The organism is Butyrivibrio sp. INlla18 (genome assembly GCF_900103635.1).
Lineage (GTDB): Bacteria > Bacillota > Clostridia > Lachnospirales > Lachnospiraceae > Butyrivibrio.
The window spans coordinates 22,461-47,118 of record NZ_FMXK01000006.1; the positions used below are offsets into that span (position 1 = coordinate 22,461).

Genomic DNA, 24,658 nt, shown 5'->3' on the forward strand with positions numbered 1-24,658 from the left:
GATTATGGATAAGGATATGGAAAGCGTACTTAAAAAAGCGGAAGTGCTTGTAGAGGCTCTTCCTTATATTCAGAAATTCAACAAGAAGATCATAGTAGTAAAATATGGCGGAAGTGCTATGAGTAATGAGGAACTTCAAAAGAATGTAATAACAGACGTTACTCTTTTAAAGCTTGTAGGACTTAAGCCTATCATCGTCCATGGTGGAGGCAAAGCCATTAGCTCATGGGTATCAAAGGTAGGAAAAGAGGCTCAGTTTGTTAATGGACTTCGTGTGACTGACGAAGAGACCATGGAAATAGCAGAGATGGTTCTTGGAAGAGTCAATAAGCAGCTTGTGACAATGGTTCAGGAGCTTGGAGTTAAGGCAATAGGTATAAGTGGCAAGGATTCTGGCCTACTGCATGTTACCAAGAAATACTCTGATGGCCAAGATATTGGCTTTGTAGGAGAGGTTGATAAGGTCAATCCGGAAGTGTTATTCGACCTTCTTGATAATGATTACCTTCCAATCATTGCACCTATCGGACTTGATGATAATTTTGATACTTACAATATCAATGCTGATGACGCTGCTTGTGCGATCGCCAAGGCTGTTGGAGCTGACAAGCTTGCATTCCTTACGGATATTGAAGGTGTTTATAAAGACATAAATGATAAGTCTACATTTATCTCAAGGCTTACATGTTCAGAGGCAGATGCGCTGATCGCAGGAGGCAACATAGGCGGAGGAATGCTTCCAAAGCTTAATAACTGCACTGATGCCATAAAAGAAGGCGTTAATAGAGTGCATATCCTTGATGGAAGGATACCACATTGCATTTTGCTTGAAATCTTTACTAATAAGGGTGTTGGAACCATGTTTATGGCTGATAATGATGACCTCGCTGAAAATGAGTGATCTTGAATCAAGGAGAATGACATGAGCGAAACAATGAAGAAATACATAGATGAGGCTGAAAAGGCGCTTCTTCATACCTATAACAGATATCAGATTGTTCTAGATAAAGGTGATGGAGTATATCTGTACGATCTTGATGGAAAAAAGTATCTTGACTTTGTAGCTGGAATAGCTGTGTTTGCCTTTGGCTACAACTACAAGGATTACAATGATGCGCTGAAAAACCAGATAGATAAGCTTCTTCATACATCTAATTACTATTATAATGTACCAGCTATCGAAGCTGCCAAGAAGCTTAAGGAAGTATCCCAGATGGATAGGGTGTTCTTTACAAACAGTGGAGCTGAGGCTGTGGAAGGGGCACTTAAGGCAGCAAGAAAATATGCATATCTTAAGGATGGCAAAAATGATCATGAGATCATTGCCATGAATCATTCATTCCATGGAAGAACTTTTGGAGCTTTATCAGTAACAGGAAATCCACATTATAGAGAAGCTTTTGAACCAATGATCGGAAATATTAAATTTGCTGATCTAAATGACTTTGAAAGCGTTCTTGCCTGCGTAAATGAAAAAACTTGCGCTATTATAATGGAGACAGTTCAGGGAGAGGGCGGCATTTTCCCAGCAGATAAAGAGTTCCTTACTAAAGTTAGGAAATTATGCGACGAGAGGGATATCTTGCTGATCCTTGATGAGATCCAGTGCGGAATGGGAAGAACAGGCTCAATGTTTGCTTGGCAGAGATATGGTATCAAGCCAGATATCATGACAACTGCTAAGGCTTTGGGCTGCGGAGTACCTGTGGGAGCCTTCCTTATGACAGAAAAAGTTGGAGCTAATTCACTTGTTGCGGGAGATCATGGAACAACCTATGGCGGAAACCCATTTGCATGCTCTGCTATTAACAAAGTTCTTGATTTATTTAAGCAGGACAATATAATAGAGAATGTGAATGAGGTAGCACCATATCTTGAAAAACGCCTTGATGAGCTTGTAGAAAAATATGATTTTATCTTAACTAGAAGAGGCGTAGGTCTGATGCAGGGACTTGTATTTAACAGGCCCGTTGCTGATGTTATCAATAAAGCTCTCGAAAATGGTCTTATTTTGATAAACGCAGGCGCTGAGATCATAAGATTTGTGCCACCCCTCGTAATTACAAAGAAAAACGTGGATGACATGATAGAGATCTTAAACTCATGTCTGGGGAGTTTATGAAAGCAAGGATTAGAATTTTTTCAGTAATATTATTACTTTGTACTTTGGTGGGCACTTTGATCTATGCCCACCTGGGACAGAGTGTCTTTGAAGATAGATCATTCTTTGAAAAGAAAAAGACTACTGTCAGAATATGGTATACGGATGACGCCCTCACTCCATACCTTCAGAGTAGGGCAGTGGCTTATTCTGAGTCTAGCAAAAAGGTCAGGATCGAACCTGTTCTTGTTTCTGGTCTTGAATATCTTGAAAACATCAATAAGGCATCTTTGGAAGATGACAATTATCCAGATCTTTTTATAATTACAAACGATTCCCTTGAAAAAGCTTATCTTGCAGGACTTGCTCTTGAAATTGACAATGGTGCTGCTTATCTTAACCCGGAAGTTTTTCCGGCGGCAGCCATTAATTCTGTTACATACAAGGACAAGTTCATAGCCTATCCATTCTACTTTGAGACAAGTTCTCTCATTTATAACAAGACATATCTTGATGATATGGCAAGAGAGAATATTGCAGCCGAGATCGACAAGGCAAGTGGAGAGGCTGCTCAGGAAGAAGTTGATGCTTCATCTGAGTCAGCATCAACAACAGATACTAAAGCTTCATCAGAAGAAGTAGTGGATGAAGAAATCTCTCAGGAGCAGATCGATCAGTATGTAAAGGATTCAATCCCTCATTCAATTGCTGATATTTTGAAATTCTCCTTGAGCTACAATGTACCCGACGGAGTGGATTCTATTTTTAAATGGGATGTTACAGATATATTTTATAATTATTTCTTTGTAGGTAATTATATGAACGTAGGCGGCGAAGCCGGTGATGACGTTGCTCAGATAGATATTTACAACACAGATACCATTAGCTGTATGAAGATTTATCAGCTTCTCAATCAGTTCTTTGCTATCGATGCAGATGATATTGATTACAATAAGGTTACAGATGATTTCATTAATGGTAAAATTGTATTTACAGTAGCAACAACAGATATTCTTGCTAAGATACAAGCTGCTCAGGCTTCTGGAGACTGCAAGTACGAGTTTGCTGTAGCTGAGATTCCAGCTCTTTCTCAGAAGTTTAGTACTAGAACAATGTCCGTTACCCAGTGTATCGTAGTTAACGGTTATTCAGAACATCCTTCTGAAGCGAACTCTTTTGCCAAGTATCTTCTCAACGATGATTCAGGAGATATCTATAAGCTTGGTGGCAAGGTTGCAGCCCACGGCGGCGTTAACTATGATGATTCCAACCTTGACACATTTGTTAAGGTATACAGCAATTCAGTTCCTATGCCAAAGACTATTGAGACCAGCAACCTTTGGATGCAGCTTGAGATAGCCTTTACAGACATTTGGAATGGAGGAGATTGTAATAGTATCCTTAAGGAAGTATCTGAGAACATTATGACTCAGGTTACAGGTGATGCTTACACTGAAGAGACTCTTCCAGATCCTGATGATGGGTCTATTACAGAAGGTCTTACTGAAGAGAGTGATTGATCTGTTATCACTTGCTAATTTGCTTACAATCGTCTAGAATAAAATAATGCATGGCGGGGTCCTCTTATCTGGAGGAAACATGCGTAAATATTTAGTACTAATTGCAGCACTGGGACTACTTTTGACTGGGTGCACTAATGCTAACAACGGTTCTGACATAATTCTTACAGAGGTTACGGAGAATGAAACATCTTCGAATTCTTCGAGTTCTGACCTTTGTGATTCAAACGAGGGCGCCAGTAATACACTAGTAGAAACGTCGATGGTTATCTATATCTGTGGAGCAGTGGTGTCTCCTGGAGTTTATGAGCTTCCCTTAGGGAGCAGAGTAAATGATGCAGTGATAGCTGCGGGAGGCTTTTCTGCTGAAGCTGATCATAACTACGTTAATCTGGCTGAACCTATCTCGGACGGTATCAAGATACAGATTCCAACAGTTCAAGAAGTAAGTACTATGCAGCCTGTAATTTCAGGCAATTTTTTAAATTCTGATCTGGGATCAGGACTTATAAATATCAACAGGGCTTCCAAAGAAGATCTGAAGACTATTCCTGGAATTGGTGATGGGATAGCTACCAAGATTGTTGATTATCGCACACAAAATGGGAATTTTAGTACCATTGAAGATATTATGAAAGTATCTGGAATAAAAGAAAAACTTTTTTCTAAGATAAAGGATTATATAACTGTATAAAAAAGAAAGTGGTGAGGGAATGAGTAAGAAGGCACTAGTAGTAGATGACGAGAAAGCAATAGTAAAAGGAATCAAATTCAGCCTTGAGCAGGATGATATGATTGTTGATTGTGCATATGATGGTCAGGAAGCAATTGATATGGCTAAGACTAATGAGTATGACATTATTTTACTTGATGTTATGCTTCCTGTATTTACGGGCTTTGAAGTGTGCCAGCAGATTCGTGAATTTTCAAATGTTCCTATCATTATGTTGACAGCTAAGGGCGATGACATGGACAAGATTCTTGGCCTTGAATATGGTGCAGATGACTATATTACCAAACCTTTCAATATTCTTGAGGTAAAGGCTAGAATCAAAGCAATCATTCGTAGAACAACAAAGGCTCCTTCAGATGAGCATTGCTTGATCTTTGGAGACCTTAAGCTTAATGAGGCTTATAGAAGAGTATTCGTTAAGGATAAAGAAGTTAACGTTACCAGCAGAGAATATGAGCTTTTGGAACTCCTTATCCACAATCCTGGAAAGGTTTATTCAAGAGAAGAACTTCTTGAAACTATCTGGGGTTCAGACTATCCTGGCGATGAGAGAACAGTAGATGTACATATCAGAAGACTTAGAGAGAAGCTTGAAGTAAATCCAAGTGAGCCAAGATATGTAAGAACTAAGTGGGGAAGTGGATACTATTTCCAGGGATGATTTCAACTAGCGATATGGCCGAATTTTTTAAACAGATCAATATTCGAAATATATTAAAAAGTCTACGAGTACGATTTTTCATAATTGTCTTTGTAACAGGTTTTGCATCCTGTTTTGCGATGCATACCCTTATTTTGGATAGTTATGAAGATCGTGCTGTCAATGTTAGATCTTCTGAGATTCAAACTCAGCTCAGAATCCTGGCTAATCATTTGATCACGTACAATTATCTCCAGGATACCTCATCAGAAGTTATAAATGCAGAACTTGATATGCTTGCCAATCTTTATGATGGTCGTGTAATGGTGATCAACGACGATCTTAAGGTTGTAAAGGATACTTATAATATCAGTCAGGGAAAGACTATTATCTCTGAGGAAGTGGTTAAGTGCCTTAAGACTGGATCAAAAGGAACTATCTCAAAATATGACAGCGCAAATGGTTATATTGAGATGATAACTCCTATCATCACAACAGAGATGATAGAAGAGGGAGATGTTACCGGAAGTTCAACATCCAATGAGGTTGTAAGAGGCGTACTTCTTACCAGTGTATCAACAGATACTATTGATACTACTTTGGCTATCCTTAGTAAAAGAGCTACAACACTTGAGACTATCATTGTTATAGTTATCCTTGTGTTCGCCGTCCTTGTTTCGCATGCACTTCTTAGACCATTTGACAGGATCACAGCAGCCATCAATGATGTTAAGGCTGGTTATACTGATGATCCAGTTATTGGACCAAATTATTATGAGACTGAGCAGATCATCAATGCTTTCAATGCTCTTTTGAGACGAATGAAGGTTTTGGATGATTCAAGACAGGAATTTGTATCAAATGTCTCACACGAGCTCAAGACACCTATTACTTCTATCAAGGTTCTTGCTGATTCTCTTTTATCTCAGGAAAATGTTCCTAATGAGGTCTATAGAGAGTTCATGCAGGATATAGGAGCAGAGATTGACAGAGAGGACAAGATCATCAACGATCTTTTAGCTCTTGTTAAGATGGACAAAAAGGCTTCTGGTCTTAATATTACTTCTGTTGATGTAGTTCTTTTGACTGAAGTAGTCCTTAAGAGGATGAAACCCATAGCTCAGAGACGCAACATAGATCTTACACTTGAGAGCAAGAGAACTATCACAGCTGAGATCGATGAGGTTAAGATATCACTCGTTATCATGAACCTTGTAGAAAATGCCATTAAATATAATAGGGACAACGGTTGGGTCAAGGTTGAGCTTGATGCAGATCATCAGTATTTTACAGTGAAGGTTATGGATTCAGGTATTGGTATACCTGGAGATTCTTTGGATCATATTTATGAGAGATTCTACCGCGTAGACAAATCCAGATCCCGTGAGATCGGCGGAACTGGTCTGGGACTTGCTATTGCTAGAAATGCTGTGCTTATGCACAGAGGAACGATCGACGTTACTAGTACAGTTGATGAAGGGACAATATTTACTGTTAAGATTCCTCTTATCAGTAATGGCTCAAAAGTATTATGAAGATGAAGGTCAGACATTATATCAAAAAAATAATATCTTTAGGTCTTTGTGTAAGCCTTTTTATGTCTATGGTGTCCTGTGGAGGTAGTAGTAGCGAAGATGAAGAACTCTTTAAGGTCTACTACATCAACCAGGAAGAGACTGGCATTATTTCAAAGGTCTACAATATAGAAGCTTCTGAAGATGATGCAGAAGGCATAATAAATGAACTTCTTGATGTGCTTGAGACTGATTCAGACAAGCTTGAATATGTGGCGCCTATCAAGAATATTACGCTTTCTGGTTATTCCCTAAAGGACAAGATCCTTACACTTAATTTTGGAAGAAGCTACAACGAGCTTGGAAGAACTATCGAGATACTAAATAGAGCAGCAATAGTAAGAACCTTCTCTCAGCTGGATTTTATTGATTATGTATCATTCCAGATCGAGGGCACACCACTTACTGACCACTATGGCAATATCATTGGCAATATGTCTGCTGATCAATTTATCTATAACGTTGGTAATGAGATCAATACCTACGAAAAGATAGAACTCAAGCTTTACTTTGCAAATGAAACAGGAGACAAGCTTGTTCCTGTATACAGATCTGTAGTTTACAACAGTAATATTTCCATGGAGAGACTTGTAGTTGAGCAGGTTATTGGTGGACCAAATACCAACATAGCTTTTCCGACTATCAACAAGGATTGTAAGCTTAATAGTATCAGCATCAAGGATGGTGTCTGCTATGTTGACTTTGACTCAGCATTTTTGACACAGCCCAATAATGTAACTGCTGAGGTTGCGCTTTATTCTGTGGTCAACTCCATCGTTGAGTTTTCAAATGTGAATAAGGTTGTATTATCCGTAAATGGCGAACTTACATTTACTTACATGGATTTCATTATTTCAGGTTCATATGAGAGAAATCTGGATATTATAGAATAAACTTTAGGAGTTTAGTTTTTATGAAACGGCCGTTATGTTTCATTTCCTTGATCATTACGGCGATTGTCTTTATCTATCTTGAATTTTCTATTTCAAAACTAACGAACTATTCTCCTGCACAAGAAGATGGCACCTACTTAGAAGAGGCAGGAATTGTTGCCGAGAAGGAAGTCAGATTAAATTCTGCAGGAGAAGAGGTTCTAGTTATCTATCTAATTCCTGGTGATAGGCTAAAAGGAAATTTTAAATATGTGGAATGCTATCTTGAAAGTGGAGGTTTTGAACCTTCTGTTGGAGAGATGGTAACTATAGGCGGCAAAGTAAGCGCCTTCTCACCTCCCAGAAATCCTGGAGAGTTCGACAGTCGTCTGTATTATTCGTCGTTAAAAATTGCATATAGATTGTATAATGCCAAGATCCATGCAGCAGATGGCAAAAAAGACTTCGTCAAAGAAGATCTTTATAGGCTTAGGCGGTTCCTAGAGAAAATTCTGGATAAAAGGCTTGATAAGAATGATTCCTCTATCATGAAAGCTGTTTTGTTAGGAGATAAGGCATTTATGGATGATGAGGTGAAAGAGCTTTATAAAAACAGCGGTATAATGCATATTTTGGCTGTTAGTGGCCTTCACATCTCTATACTTGGTATGGGAATATATAAACTACTAAAAAGGCTAAAGCTTCCTATGGTATTTGGAACAATAATATCTGTAGTGATAATGTTTCTTTATGGTAGTATGTGCGGCCTTAGTACATCAGCCTTTAGAGCAATATGCATGTTTGTGGTCATGATCTTTTCAAAGGTAATAGGAAGAACCTATGATGTTCTTTCAGCCCTTGCGCTTTCTGAACTGCTTCTCATTTTTGATCAGCCACTTTATCTATATAATAGTGGCTTTCTGTTTTCTTTTGGCGCTATAGTCGCAATAGCACTTCTTAAGCCAAATCTCTTTTTACAAAAAGATAGTAAAAAACAAAAAGAAATGAAGTTTGCTGATGATAAGGAAGAGGGATTTATAAAAAGATACACTAATAAGGTTAAGGAAAGCCTAAATGTAGGGATTTCTGTTACTATAATGACACTTCCAGTTTATGTGAGCTTTTATTACACATTTCCTATATACTCTTTTTTTCTAAATCTTATTGTACTGCCTCTTATGGAACCACTTATGATCCTTGGAATCATTTTATTATTTACTGGCTGTATCGCATCTATGACTCTTTTGGGAATGGGCATAGGAATATTTGCTGATATAGAGGCTTTCCTGATACATGTGATACTTAAGGTATATGGTACTTTGTGTCTTGGAACAGGCATGCTTCCTGGTAAGATCCTTTATCTTGGGCATACGCAGAAGTGGAAGATTATTTTGTATTATGCTCTCGTGGCACTTGTCATCGCTTTTTCAAAGGTGAAGACAAATAATTACCTTCTTCGTTATAGATATTGTGGGAAGTGGTTAGTCTTGATATCAGCTACCGTCATCCTTTTATATAAAAATCTCCCAGACCTTCAGATATCCATGATAGATGTAGGTCAGGGAGACTCCATTTTACTAAGAACACACCATGAAACAATTTTGATAGACGGAGGTAGTACAAGCAAAAAGAAAGTTGGGAAATACTCTATAATTCCATATTTATCCTATGAAGGCATTGGCAAACTTGACGCTGTGGTAATAACTCATGAAGACAGGGATCACATTTCTGGTATATTAGAGATTTTGGAACTTGTGAAAAAAGGTGACTTTGTTATCAACAATCTGATACTTCCAGATGTATATAAATTATGTAGGAAAGATGGCTATCTGGAGCTTGAGAATACTGCAAAAGAGCTGGGAATCTCAGTTAGCTACATAAGCTGCGGAGAAAAGCTAGCATTTAATGATATTGAGCTTACTTGTCTTAATCCGCAAAAAGATATGATTGTAGATGGAGCAAACGAGTATTCTACAGTTCTTTATCTAAAGTACGGGCAGTTCAAAGCTCTTTTTACAGGAGATGTAGAAGGTAAAGGGCAGGAGCACCTTGTGGCAGACATCAAAAAAGATAAGGCTGACTTTGAGAATCTGACATTACTTAAGGTAGCTCACCATGGGTCCAGATATACCACGGACACTGAGTTTGTGGAACTCTTAAGCCCAAGAGTTGCCTGTATCAGCTGTGGCGAAGGTAATTCATACGGTCATCCCCATGCTGAGCTTCTTGAAAGACTTAGAAAAGCAGGAACCAAGATCTATCGTACAGATGAATCAGGTAATATCACTGTAGAAATAAAAGGCAATAAAATGAATATCCGAGCATTTCTGGACTAGATCCGTGTTTATTGCATTAGATCTTCTATATCTGTTAGAATAATCTCTGAAGCAAGTTTTTTGGGAGATTAGACATATGGCTGTGAAGACATCAGACTTTCCTGCTAAGCAAAGACAACTTAATGAAGACATCAAGAATGGTACTTTTAAACAGTGCTATTTGATATATGGACAGGAAGCATATCTTAGATTGCAAAATAGGGACAAGCTTGTTAAAGCCCTTGGAGGCGGAGCTGATTCCATGAATTTTACCAGGTATGAGGGCGATTCCATTAACCCGGCTGAAGTCATTGATATGGCTGAGACACTTCCTTTTTTATCAGATAAAAGGGTTATTTTAGTTGAGAACAGCGGCTTTTTTAAGAGCGGATGTGCTGAACTTGCAGAATATCTAAAGGCACCATCAGAGACAACCTTCTTTATATTTGTTGAGAAGGAAGTTGATAAGAGAAAAGACATCTTTAAGGCGGCTTCTAAGATAGGTCTTGAGATGGGATGCGACGAGCAGGATGAGGAAACCCTTAAAAAGTGGGTTTACAGCAAATTTAAGTCTGAGGGTAAAAACATTTCAGGAAGAGCGCTTTCATTTTTTATAGAACGCGTTGGAACTGATATGTCCAATATAAATAGCGAGATTGAAAAGCTCGTATGCTATTGCATAGATAGGAGCGAAGTTACAGAAGAGGATATTGAGGCTGTATGTGCTAACTGGATCACCAGCAGGATCTTTGCTATGACAGATGCTATAGCTGATAGAAATCAGAAAAGAGCTATTGATCTGTACTATGACCTTCTTGCATTAAAAGAGCCTCCGGCCAAGATCCTTGCTCTTATTACAAGACAGTTTAATCTTATGCTGCAGATAAAGGAAATGACTGATAATCACAGGGAGAAAGGACAGATAGCAAGTGCTGCAGGAATAGCTCCTTTCCTTGTTGGTAAATACCAGAATTGGGCAAGGGAATTTAGTTTTAATGAGCTTCGTGATGCACTAGAGCTTTGCGCTTCCAATGATGAGGCAGTTAAGACAGGTAAGCTTGATTACGTTATCTGCGTTGAGATAGTGATAATAGGCTGCACAACTAAGAGACCCAAGGCATAATTTGAAAAAAGACAATTATAGGGTTATACTAAGAAGATGTGCAAAATGTTTTTTATAGGAGGAGCACAGTGGATAGACCAAGACCAATACCACAGGAAATATACAGACATTTTAAGGGAAAACTGTATCAGATCGTTACTATAGCGATACATTCAGAGACCAGAGATGAATTGGTCGTTTACCAGGCGCTCTATGGTGATTACAAGACATATTGCAGACCTCTAGATATGTTTATGTCTGAAGTTGACAGGGTTAAGTATCCTGAAGTTACCCAGAAATACCGCTTTGAAAAGGTTGAGAAAGCTTCGCTAGAGCAGCCAAAAGCTGTGAAAGAGCCTGAGATTAAGCCTGAAGTGAAAACGCAGGAAAAGACAGAAAACAGGTCAACACCTGAGACTATCAGAGAGCAGTTTAGAAACGAGCCTTATAAACATTCTGAGGTAATGGATAAGACTGTAGATGATGAGGCACAGGAGCTCAATCTTGATCCACTTGTTATTGAGTTCATGGACGCAGATCTTGCTGTAGACAAAAATGATATTTTATCAAAGCTCAGACCTGTTATCACCAATGATATGATCGATATCATGGCAATGTCTCTTGGCGTGGTTGTAGAAGAGGGCGATGTCTATGACAGATATGCAGACCTTCGTACCTGCCTTACAACTATGGAAAAATTTGAAAGCACTAGATTAAGGAGTTAATAGATAATGAAATTACTTTCAGTTGCGATACCTTGTTACAATTCTGAAGCCTACATGAGCAAGTGTATTGATTCACTTTTAGTAGGTGGAGAAGAAGTCGAGATCATAATTGTAGATGATGGATCAAAGGATAGAACAGCAGAGATCGCTGATGAATATGCCAAGAAATATCCTACCATCGTCAAAGCGGTTCATAAGCCAAATGGCGGACACGGAAGCGCAGTTAATGCCGGAATTGAGAATGCAACAGGACTTTTCTTTAAGGTTGTAGATTCTGATGACTGGGTAAAAGAGATAGCATACAGAAAGATTCTTTCTACACTTGCAGAACTTGCTGGTGGTGAGACACAGCTTGACCTTCTCATCAGCAACTTTGTATATAACAAAGTTGGAGAGAAGAGACATAAGGTAATGCGCTATAGCACAATGTTCCCTATTGAGGAGCTCTTTACATGGAAAGATGTTAAGAGAACACCTAAGGGACATTACCTGTTAATGCATTCTGTTATCTTTAGAACAAAGCTTTTGAAGGATTGTGGATTAAAGCTTCCTGAGCACACATTCTATGTGGATAACATCTACGTTTTCAATCCATTGCCATTTGTTAAGACAATGTATTACCTTGATGTTAATTTCTATTATTACTACATTGGACGTGAAGATCAGTCAGTTAACCAGAAGATCATGCTTTCAAGAATCGATCAGCAGCTCAGAGTCAACAAGCTTATGATCGACTATTATGTAGAAAATTATGGAATGATCCGTTCTCAGAGAGAAAGACATAAGTACATGTTCAATTATCTCGAGATCATTACAGCTATTTCATCTGTACTTCTTATTACTGAGGATACAGAGGAGAATCTTGCCAAGAGAAAAGAGCTTCTTGACTATATCAAGGAAAAGAATTTCTGGCTCTATGTCAAGATCAGATACAGTATAGAAGGAACATATATCTATCTTCCAGGAAAGGGCGGAAGAAAGATTACTTTAGCGGGATATAAACTTCTTCAGAAAATATTTCACTTTAATTAATATTTAAAATATGCTAGAGTAGTTCCAAGCGGAATTGGTTTGTTTTTTGTTACACGAGGGGCAATAATATTATGAAAGAAAAAATCGAAAGATGGATAGGAAGGCCGCTTGACAGGGAATACTTCCATGATTTGCTTATCCTTTTTAAGCCTATCATGATCTATGCACCTATCTACATGATCTGGTTCATCTGCATTGAGAGACATAGATTTGCTCATTATGCAGTGATCCATACAGCAGTAGATGACATTATCCCATTTGTTGAGGTCTTTGTTATCCCGTACTACATGTGGTTTTTGTACGTGTCGCTTACATTGGTGTTTATGATGCTGATGTGTGACATAGAGGATTACTACAAGAATTTCATTTTTTTAGCAACTGGAATGACTATTTTCCTTGTTATTTCTACAGTCTTTCCTAATATGCACCAGCTTAGACCAGCAGTATTTCCTAGGGACAATGTCTTTACTCATTTGGTAGGAATTATTTACGCCAGTGATACACCAGCCAATTTATGGCCAAGTATTCACGTTTATAATTCCCTTGGGACAATGATAGCAATTCATCGTAGTAAGAGGTTTAACAAGCTGGGCAAAGCGATAAGTGATCTCATTGGAGTATCAATTATCCTTTCAACTCTTTTCATCAAGCAGCATTCTATGTATGATGTGATCACAGCCTTCATAATGGCTACAGTGTTCTATCTTTTGATATATCACACATCCTTTATGGAAGCTTTCTGCAAGAAAAGAGAAGAAAAGCTTGCGTATTACAATCAATAAAATATGACATTTTAAAACCGGTATGAGATTACTCATACCGGTTTCTTAGTGTTTATCAGCACATCATTGATAACTTCTGCTGAAGACATTCAACTGTAATATTGTCGGATTTAACAGATACTTCGCCGTCTGTGTGAACCCACATAGGAATCATGGTCTTTATAGTTGCCTTTTTGACTACGTGATGACCGATGCCCTTGATCCAGTAGTAATTGCCAAAGAATGAAAATGGAAGAGCAAACATCATTCTTGCCGGAGGCATATCACCTGCATAGCACAGATCAAATTTACCATCAGTAAGGTCAGCCTTTGGCGCGAAATTAAATCCGCCGCCTTCGTAGTGATGTACCATGGCGGCAATGAAGATAAAGCGTTTTAAATGGACAGTTGTGCCGTCATCTAGTTCGATATCACATGGTATTTTATCAGCTTTAAGGAGTTGTCTGATAGCGATGAGCCCATAGGTGAGCTTGCCAAGACCAATCCTATTTAAAAAGTTCTTGGTGCCGGAGGATAGAGCTTCCTCGCATACGGCTGCATCAAAACCTATTCCTGAACTAACATCAAAATATCTTGTGCTTGATACTTCATCGTCATGGAGCCTTGATAAAGGCTTGGTCATATTGTTGTAAGTGAGTTTTCCAAGATCTAAAGATCTTGTCTTTTCACCCTTCACTATTGAATCTAACAGATCATCCATATCCTTAGGATAAGACAGATCCCTTGCAAAATCGTTTGAAGATCCGATAGGAATGTAGCCAAGAAGTACATCATCGAAATTAGTAATTCCGTTAATGGCTTCATTGAGCGTTCCATCTCCTCCAAGGACTACTATCTTAAAAGGTGCTTTGACACCTTCGTCTGGGTTTTCCATAAGATTTCTGACTATCTTAGTGGCATCACCAGGTCCCTTTGTGAGGTAAGGCCTATAGTCCAATTTTTTTTCTAAGAATTTGTACTCGAGTTTATTCCAGATTTCTTTTCCTTTTCCTGAGCGGGCTGAAGGATTCACTATGCAGTAATACATAAGACACTCCTGTTAAAAGAATTAATCGAAAACATTATAGCATTTTTTGGGATAGTATGGTACGATATGCGAGATGTGACTTTAACACATTAAATTGTAGAATTGAATAGTGGGAGGAGTAAGAAATGTATTCGCTTGAAGAAGTAAGAAGAGTAGACCCAGAGATCGCATCTTTGATTGAAGCAGAAGTATCAAGACAGAATGATCATATTGAACTTATTGCTTCAGAAAACTGGACCAGTAAGGCGGTTATGTCAGCTATGGGCAGTCCGCTTACTAACAAATACGCAGAGGGACTTCCAGGTAAAAGATACTATGGTGGTTGTTATGTAGTAGATGAAGTAGAAAAGCTTGCTATTGAGAGAGCAAAGAAGCTCTTTAACTGTGATTATGCAAATGTTCAGCCTCATTCAGGGGCACAGGCAAATCTTGCTGTTCAGTTTGCACTTCTTCAGCCTGGTGATACTATCATGGGCATGAACCTTAGCCAGGGCGGTCATTTGACTCACGGAAGCCCAGCTAATATCTCTGGAACATATTTTAACGTTGTACCTTATGGTGTAGATGAAAATGGTGTACTTGATTATGATGCAATGTACAAGCTTGCTGTAGAACACAAACCAAAGCTCATAATTGCTGGTGCTTCAGCATACTGCAGAACAATAGATTTCAAGAAATTTAGAGAAGCTGCTGATGCTTGCGGTGCGATCCTTATGGTAGATATGGCGCACATCGCTGGACTTGTTGCTGCTGGTGTTCATCCAAGCCCATTCCCATATGCTGATGTGGTTACTACAACTACTCACAAGACACTTCGCGGACCTCGTGGTGGTCTTATTCTCTGGAATCAGGAAGCTCAGGATAAGTTCAAGATCAACAAGGCAGTATTCCCTGGAATACAGGGCGGACCATTAGAGCATGTTATTGCTGCCAAGGCAGTTTGCTTTAAGGAAGCTCTTTCTCCTGAATTTAAGACATATGCTCAGAACGTTGTTGATAATGCCAAGGCTCTTTGCGATGGCCTTATGAAGAGAGATATCAAGATCGTATCTGGTGGAACAGACAATCACCTTATGCTTGTAGATCTTACAAATTATGGTCTTACAGGAAAAGAGGTTGAGGCATGGCTTGATGATGCACATATCACTGCCAACAAGAATACTATTCCAAATGAGCAGCAGTCTCCATTTGTAACTAGTGGAATCCGTCTTGGTACTCCAGCAGTTACTACAAGAGGCATGAATACCGATGATATGGATAAGATTGCAGAAGCAATAGCAGTAGTCATCAAGAGCAAAGGTGAAAAGAATGATGAAGCTCGCGCTATCATCAAGACCCTCACTGATAAATATCCATTAGATTAATTACATTTTTAACTCCTATAATTACGGACTGTAGTTAGAAGTTGTTTTGAATAGTTAAACAATTCTAATTACAGTCCCTTTTAATTTTTAACCAAAAACTAAAAAGTATAAAAATTTTATAATGTGAAAATCCTCTTATTTTCAGCATTTGGAAATAGGCATAAAAAGTCTGCAGAATTGTATAAAAAGCATATACAATTATAATAATACGCAGAATATTCTACAATTAGCATGCTATATTCAAAATAATCAATCAAAAACAAGAAAATGTATTGACAAATCATAGAGGCATATCTATAATAAAACCAACAAAGAAAATTACATAAAATACTTCTCCAGTCGAAATATACAATTGGGGACGGGGAGAAAGAAAGGCAGGTACACTCCAAAGGGATAGTTAATTAAAATATTCAAAGAAAGGATGGTACGGACCACCAGACTAAGTAATAGGTTCTATTTAATTAAAAGTTCTAAGTTCAAAAGAAGTAGTAATACAGCAATTTGAGTACATGATCAGTGGTGATTGCAATATGAATTCCTTGCAGCCACAGCATATGAATGCAAAAGTAAATGGAAAAAATAGCTGAGAAATTCGGAGGAACAGTCCGTTGGACGAAATATTTAGTTTAGAAGATGAGTACTCGGTATAAGGGCAGAAGCAGGTAATATGATGAAGCTTCTGCCCTGATTTTTTGTGCAGACAGTGCTAATATATGCTAAAATAGTGGTAGAAATTAAGTTTTGATATGGGGATATTATGAGTAGGATCGACGAACAGGATTTTGATGAAAAGAGATTGGCGCGTAGGCAAAGGAGAAAGCGCAGCCAGTTAATAGCATATATTTGTCTGGCAGTTTTTGTTCTTGTTATTTTTGGAGCAGGAGCTTTTGGCGTTATCAGTGTCAAAAAAGTATTTGATAGTCACAAGGTAGAAAAGCAGGCGGAAGAAGAGCAGAAAGCAGCTGAAGAAGCTAGTGCTCAGTCTGTTGTTATAGAAACTCCTGAAGCTGAGCAGGAACCTCAGGAGATGACACAAGAGGACCTTTTAGATGAGGTTGTTAACAGTTGTATAAGTGAGATGCCGATTGAAGATAAGGTGGCAGCTCTTTTTATAGTAACACCAGAACAGCTTACAGGTGTTGATACAGCCATCAAGGCTGGATCAGGTACACAGGATGCTCTTTCTACATATGCTGTTGGCGGAATCGTTTATTCCAAAAAGAATATCAAATCCGCAGAGCAGATTTCAGAGATGCTTAGCACTACAGCATCAATGAGCAAGTATCCACTTTTTACTATCACTAATGAAAATGGTAATGGCGCTATAGCAAGTGCGATCGGTATTGAAGGCGTTTCTGATATCAATAGTTCTGATGCAGGTTTATGTGCAGGTTCTGCCATTGGCTCAGCTATGTTTGGCTATGGATTTAACTTTGATCTTGCACCTAATATGGATATAACTGAGAGCGGAGAATATGGTACAGATCTTGCGGCAGTTCAGGATATTACTTCTTCTTTGGTAAATGGCATTCAGGAATCTGGAGTAAGTGCCTGCGCAGTTGCATTTCCAGCTAGTGCAGATACATCCAAGCAGATGGCAGTTATAGACAAGAGCAAAGAGGAACTTGTTACCGGAGAATACACAGTATTTAAAAATGCTATTGATAACTCTAATATCAAAGCAATACAGATGTCTAACGCTTCATTCCCTCAAGTGTCTGGTGATAACACTCCTGCATCACTTTCAAAAATGATCATTGGTGATGAGCTTAGAGGTGCACTTGGATTCGATGGTGTTGTAGTAACTGGGGCTATGAATGAAGGCGCTATCACGGAGTACTATACTCCTGAACAGTCAGCAGTAGAAGCTATCAAGGCTGGTGCTGACATGATCTATTGTCCAGAAGATTTTACAGCTGCATATGAAGGCCTTTTATCAGCTGTTAATAGCGGAGAGATATCAGAAGACAGGATCAATGAGTCTTTGATCAGAATATACAGGATCAAGTATGCTGACAGAGTAGGTGAGATCGTAGGCTGACGTTTCCTTGAAATTGTTTACATAAATCAAAAAAATATCTAGCCAGTTTACATATAAAGAGTTATACTAGGCTCGTAAAATATATAAATGTAAAGGGCATATTTATGTCAGAGAAACAAACAAGGATCATCTCAACTCTTAAAAGAGACACCATTAGGCTGATAGTTGTATTGCTAGCAGCTTTTCTTATGGCTGTTAATATCCAGACCTTCATTAATGGTGGTGGACTTATCCCTGGCGGAGCGCAGGGTCTTACAATTGTTATTCAGAGAGCAGTGGCCAAGTATTGCGGCATTCAGATTGCTTACACCCCTATCAATATCTTATTAAATGCGATACCTGTATATATTGGTTTCCGTTATATAGGCAAGAAGTTCACCTTGTTCTCAATGATCATGGTTATCTTCAATGGTTTCTTTGTTGACCTTATTCCAGTTATGACTGTAACTCATGATTCACTTCTTGTTGCGGTATTTGGTGGTATCCTGAACTCTATAGCTATCACTATGTGTCTTGAAGTTGATGCAACTAGTGGCGGTACAGATTTTATTTCCATTTTCCTTTCACAGAAAAAAGGAATGGATGCATTCCCTATAATTCTCGGTGGTAATGTAGTACTTCTTACAATTGCTGGATTTATGTTTGGTTGGGATAAAGCGCTTTATTCCATTATTTACCAGTATGTTTCTACGCAGGCACTGCACGTGCTCTACAAGACATACCAGCAGCGTACATTATTCATAATCACGGATATGCCAGACGATGTGTGTGCCATGATATACTCTGAGTGCGGACATGGAGCAACACTTATCGATGGAGAGGGCTCTTTTGCCCACAAGAATAAAAAGATCGTTTACTCAATAGTAAGCGCTTCAGATATCAGAAAACTTATTCCAAAGATAAAGGCCATTGATCCAAATGCCTTTATCAACTCTATCAGAACAGAAGAGGTCATGGGTAACTTCTACATGAAGCCTCGTGACTGATCACTTGGTTATGGCACTGATCTTTGGAGAGATCTTGGTTTTCATATAGATGTCAGCATACTGTGAAGCAGTGAGCTCCTCTATATAATTTAATTCATAGTTTTTGTCTATACCTTGTTTTATGAGCATATCAGCAGCTTTGTTGTAGGCGATGGCAGCTTCTGCCTCAGAGTTATATTTGCCTATGACATAGTTGCTTTTTACGTGTATGACAGCTTTATATCTGATAAAGCCCTTCTCTGCATACTGTCTTACACCATGGTATCTATTGAGGATGATTATATTCTCGTATCTAAGATCAGTTGGATCGTCATTAGCAAATCTATAATCCCTTCCTAGAACTGCATAGCTCTTGATGCCGTAGCGTTGGAGAACTGAAAGCTGGCTTCCATAATCAGCTACGAAGAGATGAGAGCCTCTTTTCATGATCTTGTGGGATGAATAGTAGAAGAGGTCATCAATATCAAATTTAAGGGCATGATCAGGAGCTAGATAATACAAAAAATACTTCTTTTCCAGATAGATAGGGTTAGAGATGTACATTCCCTTGTCTCTGTAATTGATCAAAGAGACATACTTATCGAAAGGAAGAGTCATTTTATCACTATATGAACTTATGTCATATTTTGGATTGTTAAGAACTTTGTTTGCGTCTTTGTAGGCCTTGCCTGCGTCCTTGTCATTGTCAAAAGAACCAAGGGCGATGTGCCTTCCGCAGTAGGTTATAGAAGCTCTATAGGACGGAGTGCCATCTTTTAAGGATGTGTAATATACTCCAACAATTTTTTTATTATTCAATGGATCCCCCAAATCAAGAAAACTTTAATGAGTCAAAGCGTTAAAATAAAAGTGGATATTTACTAGAGAATTATGGTATACTTATTATTATTTTACCAATAAATGAGGAGTAAAAGCAATGGCAAAGGAAGTTTTGTATAGTAGTACCAGAGGGGAAAAGGGGAATATTAAAGCGTCAGAGGCTATACTTAGAGGTCTCGCCGGAGATGGAGGCTTGTATGTTCCTGACCATATACCACATCTCGAGAAGTCACTCAGAGAAATTGCAGACCTTGATTATCAGGGAACAGCTTATGAAGTTATGAAGCTTCTTCTTACAGATTATACCGAAGAGGAGCTTAAGTATTGCATTTCTCATGCATACGATTCTAAGTTTGATACAGAGGAGATCGCTCCTTTATCAGAAGCTGACGGAGCTTTCTATCTTGAGCTTTATCATGGATCAACAATTGCATTCAAGGATATGGCTCTTTCAATCCTTCCATATCTTATGACTACAGCTGCCAAGAAGAATGCGGTAAAGAATGATATTGTCATTCTTACAGCTACCAGTGGAGACACAGGTAAAGCTGCGCTTGCCGGATTTGCAGATGTTCCTGGCACTAAGATCATTGTCTTTTATCCAAAGCACGGTGTAAGCCCTATTCAGGAAAGGCAGATGGTAACACAGAAAGGTGACAACACTTGTGTTATCGGCATCGAAGGAAACTTTGATGATGCTCAGACAGGAGTTAAGAAGCTCTTTACTGATAAGGCTCTTGCAGAACTTATGGATAGCAAGGGATTCCAGTTCTCATCAGCAAACTCTATCAATATTGGAAGACTTGTTCCTCAGATCGCATATTATGTCTATGCTTATTGCAAACTGTTAAAAGAGGGAAGAATTGCTGATGGAGACGAGATCAATGTTGTAGTTCCTACAGGTAACTTCGGTAACATTCTTGCTGCATATTATGCCAAGAATATGGGAGTACCAATTGCTAAGCTTATCTGTGCTTCCAATTCAAACAAGGTATTATTTGACTTCTTTAAGTCAGGTGAATATGACAGAAACCGTGATTTTGTATTAACATCATCACCTTCAATGGATATTCTTATTTCATCTAACCTAGAGAGACTTATTTATCATATCGCTGGCAATGATCCTGCTAAGGATGCAGATCTTATGGCCAAGCTTTCAAATGATGGTAAGTATGAAATATCTGATGATATGCGTGCAAAACTTGATTCTTTCTATGGCGGATATGCTACAGAGGAAGAGACTTTTGCAACTATCAAAAAAGTATTTGATGGTGCAGGCTATCTAATTGATACCCACACAGCTGTTGCAAGCGCTGTTTATGATAAATACAAGAAAGAAACAGGAGATGATAAGGTAACAGTTATCGCTTCAACAGCAAGTCCATTCAAGTTCACAAGAAGCGTTATGAATGCACTTGGACATGGTGATGATTCTAAGGATGATTTTGCTCTTGCTGATGAACTTTCAGCTATCTCTAAGGTAGATATTCCAGAAGCTGTTACATCTATCAGAACAGCCGAGATCAGACACAAGACTGTTGTAGATAGAACAGAAATGGAAAAGGCAGTAAAGAACTTTCTTGGAATCTGAGGTGAGATAAATGGATTCATTTAGTAATGTTGCAGATATTTTGATAATTCTCGGCGGCGCTCTACTCATTTACTATGCAGAACAGATGAGAGTAAATGATCTGATCAAAGTCGGTTTTATGATTTCTCCAAAGGTTAATGTGCACAAGCTTAAGGACAGGGAAGGCTTCAAAAAGTATGCTTTCCCAAGGCATTTTGCTCAGGGCTTTATCCTTGTGCTTCTTGGTATGACCGGCATTTTTTGCGATCTATACAGCAGAGGAGATTTACACGTCTATATTTACGTAGGTGTTTTGGTTTTCTATGTGATCGGAAATGTTTTTATCGAAAAGGGGAAAGCTAGATTTTATTAAAACACAATTATAAGGAGGTGCGTATGGATTTAGGTAAAGGATATTATTCAGAAAACACGCCGGAGATTGTTGAACTTTCCAATCTTTCTAGAGAGGCTGATCTTATTGAATATGATCTGTTTTTAAAATATGACGTTAAGAGAGGGCTTCGTGATCTAAATGGTAAGGGTGTACTTACAGGACTAACAAGAATTTCTGAGATTGTAGCCAAAAAGGTAGTTGATGGCAAAGAGGTGCCAGCAGACGGCGAGATCTATTTTAGAGGATATGATGTTCATAAGCTGATAGATGCTGCAGTCAAGGAAAATAGGTTTGCATTCGAGGAATGTACATACCTGCTTTTATTTGATAAGTTGCCAACTGGCAAAGAACTTTTCGAGTTTGAAAAATTGCTTGGAATTTATAAGAGCCTTCCACCAAGCTTTGTAAGAGATGTAATAATGAAGGCTCCTAGCCGCGATATGATGAATACGCTGGCACGAAGTGTACTTACACTATATTCTTATGATGATCATGCTGATGATGTTTCACTTCCAAATGTACTTCGTCAGTCACTTCAGCTGATAAGCATGTTTCCACTTCTTTCTATTTATGGATACCATGCTTACAATCATTATCACGAGGGTAATTCACTTATTATCCATCCTCCGCTGGAGGAATTATCAACTGCAGAGACTATCCTTTATCTTTTAAGACCAGATAGTCAGTATACAGAGCTTGAAGCCAAGCTTCTTGATATCTGTCTAGTGCTTCATATGGAGCATGGCGGTGGTAACAATTCTTCTTTTACCACACATGTAGTAAGTTCAAGTATGACAGATACTTATTCTGTGATCGCAGCTGCCATCGGTTCTCTTAAAGGACCTAGACATGGCGGAGCTAATATCAAAGTAGTTCATATGTTTGATGATATTGAAGCCAATGTTAAGGATTGGGAGGATGAAGAAGAGGTTAGAGCCTACCTTGACAAGATCCTCAACAAAGAAGCCTTTGATGGAGCAGGACTCATATATGGTATTGGACATGCTATCTATTCAAAGTCTGATCCAAGAGCTGTTATCTTAAAGAGCTTTGTAGAAAAGCTCGCTGTTGAAAAGGGAAAAGAAAAAGAGTTTGAGCTCTACAAGCTTGTAGAACGTCTTGCACCACAGATCATCAGTGGAGAACGCACTATGTATAAGGGTGTAAGTGCTAACGTGGATTTCTATTCTGGATTCGTTTATAGAATGCTTGGCCTTCCTGAAGAGCTTTATCCTACCATCTTTGCCATTGCCAGAATCGTTGGTTGGAGTGCTCACAGAATGGAAGAACTTGCTAATAACGGTAAGATCATTCGTCCTGCTTATATGGCTATTGAACCACGTAAGGAATATATTCCTGTTGATAAGCGCTAAGTTTACATATATACTGATAGGGTTCTATAATATGAATGTTTAGTATATAATACTTAGTGTTGTATATTCAGAAAGGAATCATTGAAATGGAAGAAAAAGAAATCATAAAACTTATTGATCATACTCTGCTTCAGGCAGATGCTACATGGGAAGGAATCGTTGCTCTTTGCGATGAGGCTGTTAAATACGGCACAGCTACAGTTTGCATTCCTGCAACATATTTAAAGAGAGTGCATGACAAGTACGGCGATAGCTTAAAGCTTTGCACAGTAATTGGCTTCCCTCTTGGATACAACTGCGCAGCTTCTAAGGTAGTAGAGGCAAAAGAGTCTATCAAAGACGGTGCAGATGAGATCGATACAGTAGTAAATATAAGCGATGTCAAGAATCACAGATATGATGAAGTTAGAAAAGAGCTTCAGATGATCAGAGAAGCTTGCGGAGATAAGCTCCTTAAAGTCATCATCGAGACATGCTATCTTACAGAAGAAGAGAAGATCGAGCTTTGCAAGATCGTTACAGAAGTTAAGGCTGATTACATCAAGACTTCAACAGGATTTGGTTCAGCTGGTGCAACACTTGCTGATATCGAACTCTTCAAAAAGCATATCGGACCTGATGTTAAGATCAAGGCTGCAGGCGGAATCCGTACAATAGAGGATGCTCTTGCATATGCCGAAGCTGGATGCAGCAGAATCGGATCTTCAAAGGTTGCTCCACTTATCGCAGCAAAATATAATCTGTAATAGCTAAAAGGAACTGCATTAAGCAGTTCCTTTATTTATCTGTTTAGGAGATTTTAAATGGCAAAATACGTATTGTTTGTGTTCAATAGCATCATGCTTGGCATTGGGCTTGCTATGGACGCTTTTTCTGTCTCTTTGGCAAATGGTTTTATTGAGCCAAAGATGAAGAGAAAAAGAAAAGCCTATATTGCTGGAATCTATGCAGGATTTCAGTTTCTTATGCCGTTAATTGGATGGTTTCTTGTTCATAACGCCGAAGTTTTATTTAACGGCTTTCAGAAATTCATTCCTTGGATAGCTTTGGGACTTCTTTCTTTTATCGGTGGCAAGATGATAAAAGAGGCTATAGAGGAAAAGAAATGCTCTGAAGATGGTAACTGCAAGGAGTGTACTAACAAAGAGTGCCCTAGATGTGGCCTTGACCCTAATACCAATAAGCTTGACCTAAGGTGCCTTATGGTGCAGGGGGTAGCTACTTCGATCGATGCTCTTTCAGTTGGATTTACTATCGCAGATTACAAGACAGTAATGGCTCTTGGTGCTTCTTTTATAATTGGCATAGTGACATTTATCATCTGCTATATAGGCCTTAAGCTTGGAAATAAATTCGGAACTAAGCTTGCATCAAATGCCAAGATCGTGGGCGGCGTCATTCTTATAGGAATAGGACTTGAGATTTTTATTAGTTCATTCCTGTAATTATGGGTTGACTTTTTTTACTTGCAAACATAAAATTATTAAGGTGTAAATAAGTTAAATGCTTTGATGGTGTTTGGCAGTAGCCTAGAGATGTTGTAGCATCCCTTTCAGAGAGAGAAGTCATCGGCTGAGAGCTTCTTAGGGCAATACTATATACGGAAATTTCGCACTGGAGCAGTCTTGGTGAAGGATTCTAGTAGCCTGGATCGTAAGTCTACGTTACAGACAACTGAAGTGTCTGCA

Annotated in this window: 22 protein-coding genes and 1 other annotated feature (1 of these 23 running past the window's edge); of the genes, 20 read left to right on the forward strand and 2 right to left on the reverse strand. The window is 38.6% G+C overall.

The features are described 5' to 3' along the window. The first annotated feature begins 4 nt into the window (after nucleotides 1-4). The 12 genes from argB to BLS24_RS04315 all read left to right on the forward strand — a co-directional run bounded on the left by argB (nucleotide 5) and on the right by BLS24_RS04315 (nucleotide 13,396). Nucleotides 5-901: an acetylglutamate kinase gene (gene argB, locus BLS24_RS04260; protein ID WP_330388191.1), complete on the forward strand. Its 897-nt coding sequence runs from the start codon at nucleotides 5-7 to the stop codon at nucleotides 899-901. Between the two features lie 21 nt (nucleotides 902-922). Next, nucleotides 923-2,122, forward strand: a complete 1,200-nt coding sequence (locus tag BLS24_RS04265) for an aspartate aminotransferase family protein (protein ID WP_330388192.1) — start codon at nucleotides 923-925, stop codon at nucleotides 2,120-2,122. Next, nucleotides 2,119-3,621 (forward strand): sugar ABC transporter substrate-binding protein, encoded by a 1,503-nt coding sequence (locus BLS24_RS04270; RefSeq protein ID WP_091756460.1) that lies wholly within the window; start codon nucleotides 2,119-2,121, stop codon nucleotides 3,619-3,621. The genes BLS24_RS04265 and BLS24_RS04270 overlap by 4 nt, the downstream gene beginning before the upstream one ends. A 79-nt stretch (nucleotides 3,622-3,700) precedes the next feature. Then, nucleotides 3,701-4,315 carry a helix-hairpin-helix domain-containing protein gene (locus BLS24_RS04275; RefSeq protein WP_176764327.1) on the forward strand — a complete coding sequence of 205 codons (615 nt, stop codon included), beginning with the start codon at nucleotides 3,701-3,703 and terminating at the stop codon, nucleotides 4,313-4,315. A 19-nt stretch (nucleotides 4,316-4,334) separates the two neighbouring features. Beyond that, entirely contained in the window at nucleotides 4,335-5,015 is a 681-nt protein-coding gene (locus BLS24_RS04280) for a response regulator transcription factor (RefSeq protein WP_091756464.1), read from the forward strand. Between the two features lie 14 nt (nucleotides 5,016-5,029). Beyond that, a complete protein-coding gene (locus tag BLS24_RS04285; RefSeq protein WP_091756806.1) occupies nucleotides 5,030-6,529 on the forward strand; it encodes a sensor histidine kinase in 1,500 nt (499 codons plus the stop codon). 62 nt (nucleotides 6,530-6,591) lie between these two features. Further along, a complete protein-coding gene (locus BLS24_RS04290) occupies nucleotides 6,592-7,461 on the forward strand; it encodes a GerMN domain-containing protein (RefSeq protein WP_176764328.1) in 870 nt (289 codons plus the stop codon). 20 nt (nucleotides 7,462-7,481) lie between these two features. Further along, entirely contained in the window at nucleotides 7,482-9,776 is a 2,295-nt protein-coding gene (locus tag BLS24_RS04295; protein ID WP_091756468.1) for a DNA internalization-related competence protein ComEC/Rec2, read from the forward strand. 76 nt (nucleotides 9,777-9,852) lie between these two features. Continuing rightward, complete coding sequence (gene holA, locus BLS24_RS04300; protein ID WP_091756470.1) at nucleotides 9,853-10,878, forward strand: DNA polymerase III subunit delta; 1,026 nt, start codon at nucleotides 9,853-9,855, stop codon at nucleotides 10,876-10,878. A 68-nt stretch (nucleotides 10,879-10,946) separates the two neighbouring features. Beyond that, nucleotides 10,947-11,582, forward strand: a complete 636-nt coding sequence (locus BLS24_RS04305) for a DUF1653 domain-containing protein (RefSeq protein ID WP_091756472.1) — start codon at nucleotides 10,947-10,949, stop codon at nucleotides 11,580-11,582. Between the two features lie 6 nt (nucleotides 11,583-11,588). Then, complete coding sequence (locus tag BLS24_RS04310; RefSeq protein WP_091756474.1) at nucleotides 11,589-12,614, forward strand: glycosyltransferase family 2 protein; 1,026 nt, start codon at nucleotides 11,589-11,591, stop codon at nucleotides 12,612-12,614. A 71-nt stretch (nucleotides 12,615-12,685) separates the two neighbouring features. Then, complete coding sequence (locus tag BLS24_RS04315; protein ID WP_091756476.1) at nucleotides 12,686-13,396, forward strand: phosphatase PAP2 family protein; 711 nt, start codon at nucleotides 12,686-12,688, stop codon at nucleotides 13,394-13,396. A 55-nt stretch (nucleotides 13,397-13,451) separates the two neighbouring features. Here the strand turns inward: BLS24_RS04315 and BLS24_RS04320 are convergent, their stop codons facing one another. Further along, nucleotides 13,452-14,423, reverse strand: a complete 972-nt coding sequence (locus BLS24_RS04320) for a diacylglycerol/lipid kinase family protein (protein WP_091756478.1) — start codon at nucleotides 14,421-14,423, stop codon at nucleotides 13,452-13,454. A 125-nt stretch (nucleotides 14,424-14,548) separates the two neighbouring features. Between BLS24_RS04320 and glyA the strand changes: the two genes are divergently transcribed. The 3 genes from glyA to BLS24_RS04335 all read left to right on the forward strand — a co-directional run bounded on the left by glyA (nucleotide 14,549) and on the right by BLS24_RS04335 (nucleotide 18,814). After that, nucleotides 14,549-15,787 (forward strand): serine hydroxymethyltransferase, encoded by a 1,239-nt coding sequence (gene glyA, locus BLS24_RS04325; protein WP_091756480.1) that lies wholly within the window; start codon nucleotides 14,549-14,551, stop codon nucleotides 15,785-15,787. A 757-nt stretch (nucleotides 15,788-16,544) separates the two neighbouring features. Beyond that, complete coding sequence (locus BLS24_RS04330; protein ID WP_091756482.1) at nucleotides 16,545-17,828, forward strand: glycoside hydrolase family 3 N-terminal domain-containing protein; 1,284 nt, start codon at nucleotides 16,545-16,547, stop codon at nucleotides 17,826-17,828. Nucleotides 17,829-17,932: 104 nt separating this feature from the next. Then, nucleotides 17,933-18,814, forward strand: coding sequence for a YitT family protein (locus BLS24_RS04335; RefSeq protein ID WP_091756484.1), 882 nt, complete (start codon nucleotides 17,933-17,935; stop codon nucleotides 18,812-18,814). Here BLS24_RS04335 and BLS24_RS04340 read toward each other — a convergent pair whose 3' ends face one another. Further along, the gene (locus BLS24_RS04340; protein WP_091756486.1) at nucleotides 18,815-19,612 is read right to left on the reverse strand and encodes a hypothetical protein; all 798 of its coding nucleotides are present in this window, start codon (nucleotides 19,610-19,612) and stop codon (nucleotides 18,815-18,817) included. It abuts the gene before it with no gap. 118 nt (nucleotides 19,613-19,730) lie between these two features. Here BLS24_RS04340 and thrC point away from each other — a divergent pair, with 118 nt between their 5' ends. The 5 genes from thrC to BLS24_RS04365 all read left to right on the forward strand — a co-directional run bounded on the left by thrC (nucleotide 19,731) and on the right by BLS24_RS04365 (nucleotide 24,415). Then, on the forward strand, nucleotides 19,731-21,224 hold the full coding sequence (gene thrC / locus BLS24_RS04345) for a threonine synthase (protein WP_091756488.1): 1,494 nt from the start codon (nucleotides 19,731-19,733) through the stop codon (nucleotides 21,222-21,224). A gap of 10 nt (nucleotides 21,225-21,234) precedes the next feature. Next, nucleotides 21,235-21,576, forward strand: a complete 342-nt coding sequence (locus BLS24_RS04350; protein ID WP_091756490.1) for a hypothetical protein — start codon at nucleotides 21,235-21,237, stop codon at nucleotides 21,574-21,576. A 23-nt stretch (nucleotides 21,577-21,599) separates the two neighbouring features. Further along, entirely contained in the window at nucleotides 21,600-22,970 is a 1,371-nt protein-coding gene (locus BLS24_RS04355) for a citrate/2-methylcitrate synthase (RefSeq protein WP_091756492.1), read from the forward strand. Nucleotides 22,971-23,056: 86 nt separating this feature from the next. Further along, nucleotides 23,057-23,716 (forward strand): deoxyribose-phosphate aldolase, encoded by a 660-nt coding sequence (gene deoC / locus BLS24_RS04360; protein WP_091756494.1) that lies wholly within the window; start codon nucleotides 23,057-23,059, stop codon nucleotides 23,714-23,716. Nucleotides 23,717-23,773: 57 nt separating this feature from the next. Then, nucleotides 23,774-24,415, forward strand: coding sequence for a manganese efflux pump MntP (locus tag BLS24_RS04365; protein WP_091756496.1), 642 nt, complete (start codon nucleotides 23,774-23,776; stop codon nucleotides 24,413-24,415). Nucleotides 24,416-24,469: 54 nt separating this feature from the next. Then, nucleotides 24,470-24,658, forward strand: a binding site (T-box leader); it runs 49 nt beyond the window's last position.